General features: G+C 33.1%; 7 protein-coding genes. 2 read left to right on the top strand and 5 right to left on the bottom strand.

The annotated features are described in order from the left end of the window. The coding region (locus tag HMPREF0381_RS02780; RefSeq protein WP_008750348.1) for a type II toxin-antitoxin system RelB/DinJ family antitoxin at positions 1–307 on the top strand (307 nt) is incomplete at its 5' end. Positions 308–309: 2 nt separating this feature from the next. Continuing rightward, entirely contained in the window at positions 310–537 is a 228-nt protein-coding gene (locus HMPREF0381_RS02775; RefSeq protein ID WP_008750347.1) for a putative toxin-antitoxin system toxin component, PIN family, read from the top strand. A gap of 115 nt (positions 538–652) precedes the next feature. Here HMPREF0381_RS02775 and HMPREF0381_RS02770 read toward each other — a convergent pair whose 3' ends face one another. From HMPREF0381_RS02770 to HMPREF0381_RS02750, 5 genes are all read right to left on the bottom strand, one after another. After that, a complete protein-coding gene (locus HMPREF0381_RS02770) occupies positions 653–1,918 on the bottom strand; it encodes a glycoside hydrolase family 10 protein (protein ID WP_008750346.1) in 1,266 nt (421 codons plus the stop codon). A 145-nt stretch (positions 1,919–2,063) separates the two neighbouring features. After that, positions 2,064–2,699, bottom strand: coding sequence for an L-2-amino-thiazoline-4-carboxylic acid hydrolase (locus HMPREF0381_RS02765; protein ID WP_008750345.1), 636 nt, complete (start codon positions 2,697–2,699; stop codon positions 2,064–2,066). Between the two features lie 192 nt (positions 2,700–2,891). Next, positions 2,892–3,104, bottom strand: a complete 213-nt coding sequence (locus HMPREF0381_RS02760; RefSeq protein WP_008750344.1) for a helix-turn-helix domain-containing protein — start codon at positions 3,102–3,104, stop codon at positions 2,892–2,894. A 52-nt stretch (positions 3,105–3,156) separates the two neighbouring features. Beyond that, positions 3,157–3,339 (bottom strand): hypothetical protein, encoded by a 183-nt coding sequence (locus HMPREF0381_RS02755; protein ID WP_008750343.1) that lies wholly within the window; start codon positions 3,337–3,339, stop codon positions 3,157–3,159. 176 nt (positions 3,340–3,515) lie between these two features. Continuing rightward, on the bottom strand, positions 3,516–3,831 hold a 316-nt coding region (locus tag HMPREF0381_RS02750), incomplete at its 5' end, for a winged helix-turn-helix domain-containing protein (protein ID WP_154647112.1).

Here is a 3,831-nt window from a genome sequence, read left to right as displayed (position 1 = left end):
GCAAGTACAAAATATGGCAAGTACAAATATGGCAAGTACACTTATACAATTTAGAACGGAAGACACTGAAAAAATTAAATCTATCCAAATTCTTGATAAACTTGGGCTTACGCTTCCTGCATACCTTAAAATGTGTATGTCAAGACTCAATCAGGAACAGGGTATTCCATTTAGTATGAAACTTAATGAAGCTGATACACCCGGAATCAGAGCTTTAGAAAAAGCCAGCAAGATTGCAAAGGAATATAATATTTTAGATATGTCGCCTGATGAGATAAATGCAGAAATAGCAGATGTAAGAAAATAATTATGAAATATTTTGTGGTTATTGATACTAATGTTCTTGTCTCTGCAGTACTAAAAAATAATTCTATTCCCGGAACTATTATTGAACTCGCCTTCAACGGTAAAATTATACCTGTATTAAATAAAGAAATCGAATCAGAATATAGAAATGTTTTATTACGTCCAAAATTTCATTTGACTACTGATATAGTGAATGATATCGTAAACGAATTCAAGCAAAAAGGGCTATAATAATCTCCTGCAACAACCTACAAAACCGTTTTGCATTACCTACATTTTTATTTTACAATTTTCTGCAAAAAAGGACACCTTTTACAGTGTCCAAATTGTTTTTAATTTATCAATTTTACTGATTTGTAAAAACCGTTTGTAAATTATCAAGTTCCAAAGCGGCCGGTGCCTCTCTGAAATTTTGATATGCGAATATTCCAAATCCTGAAACCTCTCCGGTTTCTCTTGCCGCCTTTACCTGTCTTAATAAGATATCATTATACCTCAGCCATTCTGAAACTGCATTGCCGTCCTTTATATCCTTTCCGGCTCTATAAAGTCCGAGACCTATATACAGTTTTACATTACTGCTACTCTTTCTCTTTAAATCAACCCAACTGTTTAAACAATTTATATATGAATGAGGTGCCAATATACCCAGTCTTGTTTTTGCTTCAAAACCATGGTAGAGCTGCGGCATTATATAGTCTATATATTCATTTGAAGCCATCCATGTATCAATATCTACGAAATATGATTTATCACTTCTAAGATTTGATAAAAGCGCTACAGGACTGATACCGAAAACCGCCTGAGGACGAGCATCATGTACTGCCTTGTATACATCTTTTACAAGCATTGACACATTTTCTCTTCTCCACTGTGTAATACCTAAACTGCTTCCTGAAGCATCATACTCCGCCTTATCAAATCTTTTTGCCGGATCATTGTCATTTAATGAAGGGTAAAAATAATCATCAAACTGTACACCGTCTACAGCATAGTTTTTACATATTTCACTGATTGAATTCACAAGATAATTTCTAACCTCTGCACTTGACGGATTCAGATAATAATTGCCTTCATGTAATAATACATTTCTCTGTTTTGAAGGATCTGCCATCCACTGTTTTACAATTGAACCGTCAGGTATATCCCTCATCATAGAATTGGTAACTCTATAAGGGTTAACCCAAGCATGAAATGAAAGTCCCTGCTTGTGAGCACTTTCAATCATATACTCCAAAGGATCAAAATCCGGAGCCGAATCTTTTGTAACCATAAACTTTGATAACGGGAAAGATTTTAATTTCTGCCCGTAGCTGTCCGAGTGGCTGTGTACATGACAAAATATAGCATTCATTCCGCGATTTTTTATATCAGCCATCACCTGATCTGCTCTCTTCTTAAATGCTTCAGCATCTGAAGGCATCTCACTCCAGTCAATATATGAAAACCACACTCCTCTAAGTTCTTTTTGCTCCACTACTGTACTTTTAACCGTATCGTTTCTCCTTACAGGTGTAACCGCCGCATAAACTTGCAAAGAAGCTAAAGTATTCATTATCAATAATACAGCTATAAGTTTACCGATAAATTCCCCAAACCATGTTTTCTTCATCTTTCTCTCGCTCTCTATCTCCTTTTTTTCAATATGATAAAATTACTTACTATCATACTATAGCCAAGATAAAAAACCAATATCAACTTCCTTAAAGACTTATTACAAATACTTTTATCTAAGCTTCGCTTCTATAAAGGAATTATTACTTAGGATCCCTGTTCTTATCACCTACAATCCAGTAATCACAGATTTTTCCACCTGATGCCAATGTGCTTTCTCTATGAAGCACACCTTTTCCCTTCTCAAACATAAGATAGTCAATATCACAACACATAGGCAACAGATCCAAATAACCGTTATCTCTTGCAAATTTTTCAAGGGGACATCTTGTGAAGTGATAATAAAAACCGTCTCTATGAAGGTCTTCGTCAAAGTTAAAATCCCATGTTTTATCCTTATACTCGGGATGTTTATCCGCCCACTTCTCCATTCTATGCATCCTATCAGAAAACTTTTTCATATCTTCGGGATTATTTAAATCAAAACCACCTCTAAGTTTACCGATCAACTTGTTGTTAAAAAACTCAACAATTACTTCTTTAAAATCGTCCACACAAAAATTCCCTGCCCTGCACACAGCCATAAATACATATGCTGAATAAATGTTGCCTGACATTGGATTGTTTGATCCGATATCTTCAGTTTTCTCAAGCATCCGCTTATATAAAACTCGTGCCTTTTTTATGCTTTCTTCAGTTTTATTCTTACCGAATTTTCTTATCATCGGTTTTTTCAAGAGGAAGCTTATTAAACTAAAATATATTCCTTTGTATTTCATCATAACCTCCGTGAACTGTCTTCTTACAAATTGATTTTTTAATCATCACATCACTGCCTAAAACTTAACACATATGAGTTGGTGTTTTCTAACCTATTCTATTTTATCACTTTAATGAGGACTTTTCTATGTTTTAGAGTATTAAAAAGGACACTTTTTACAGTGTCCTCATTATTTTTAAATATTACTATTTTACATCTTTTCATTTAAATATTTTTGAAACGTACTTACACTTAGATTTGCTCTTTTTGCAGCATCTTCTACTGATATTATTCCATCTTTTACAAGCATAAGTAATGTATTTATAACACCTTCTTTTCTACCCTCTTTTATCCACTTACTTTTAGATTTTTCCAATACTTCCTGATCAATGTCCTCTTTAAATATGTCATATAATTCCTTCATTGCATGTCATCTTATTACCCTCCTTAACATACTTAAAATCACAGTTTTCGCATCATTCATCCCCTATTAAGTCATGTTCTTTTAACACACTTTTTCCTGTGCGAATGTTGGCAACTCTTCTCTCCAATTCATCCATATTCTCTTTACTATAAAAAGGATCCGCCGACACTTCAAACGGTATTCGTCTCTCTGTCTTTACCCTTGCATCATCAATTCTTAAACTATTTTGTGCCATTATTATCTTTATTCCTTTAACTATAAAGTATTTTATTTACACTTATTTGTAAAAGCAGTCCATAAGTTATCAAGTTCCAAAGCTTTCGATACTTAATGATAAAATCATTTATTATCATTAATATAGCTAAGATAAAACTCAATATCAGATTACCTAAAAAATTATTGCAAATACTTTTATCTAAGTATTTTCCAATACCCCGTTCTGTTTGAACCGATATGTTCTATATACCCTTTTTCTTTTAAATTGGAAATACCACGATCTACTGCAGTCTTTCCTTTACCTATTTTTTCTTGAATCTCTCTCTTTGTAATATTTGGGTTATTTTTTATTGCTTGAAGAATAACCTTCTGTGTTTCATTTAAATCCGAATAACTTACATCTTTATTACCCTCTTTATTACCCTCTTTATTACCCTCTTTATCATACATAGTATTAATCCAATTAAAAGGAATCTTTACTATAATAGAGTTTTCTCTGAAGTGAACTACT

Source organism: Lachnoanaerobaculum saburreum DSM 3986 (genome assembly GCF_000185385.1).
GTDB lineage: Bacteria > Bacillota > Clostridia > Lachnospirales > Lachnospiraceae > Lachnoanaerobaculum > Lachnoanaerobaculum saburreum.
This window is presented reverse-complemented; position numbering and strand designations above follow the sequence as displayed.

Bases quoted from the DNA above. Each gene is read 5' to 3' on its own strand.
- HMPREF0381_RS02775 (WP_008750347.1), top strand. From the start codon at position 310: ATGAAATATTTTGTGGTTATTGATACTAATGTTCTTGTCTCTGCAGTA.
- HMPREF0381_RS02770 (WP_008750346.1), bottom strand. From the start codon at position 1,918: ATGAAGAAAACATGGTTTGGGGAATTTATCGGTAAACTTATAGCTGTA.
- HMPREF0381_RS02765 (WP_008750345.1), bottom strand. From the start codon at position 2,699: ATGAAATACAAAGGAATATATTTTAGTTTAATAAGCTTCCTCTTGAAA.
- HMPREF0381_RS02760 (WP_008750344.1), bottom strand. From the start codon at position 3,104: ATGAAGGAATTATATGACATATTTAAAGAGGACATTGATCAGGAAGTA.
- HMPREF0381_RS02755 (WP_008750343.1), bottom strand. From the start codon at position 3,339: ATGGCACAAAATAGTTTAAGAATTGATGATGCAAGGGTAAAGACAGAG.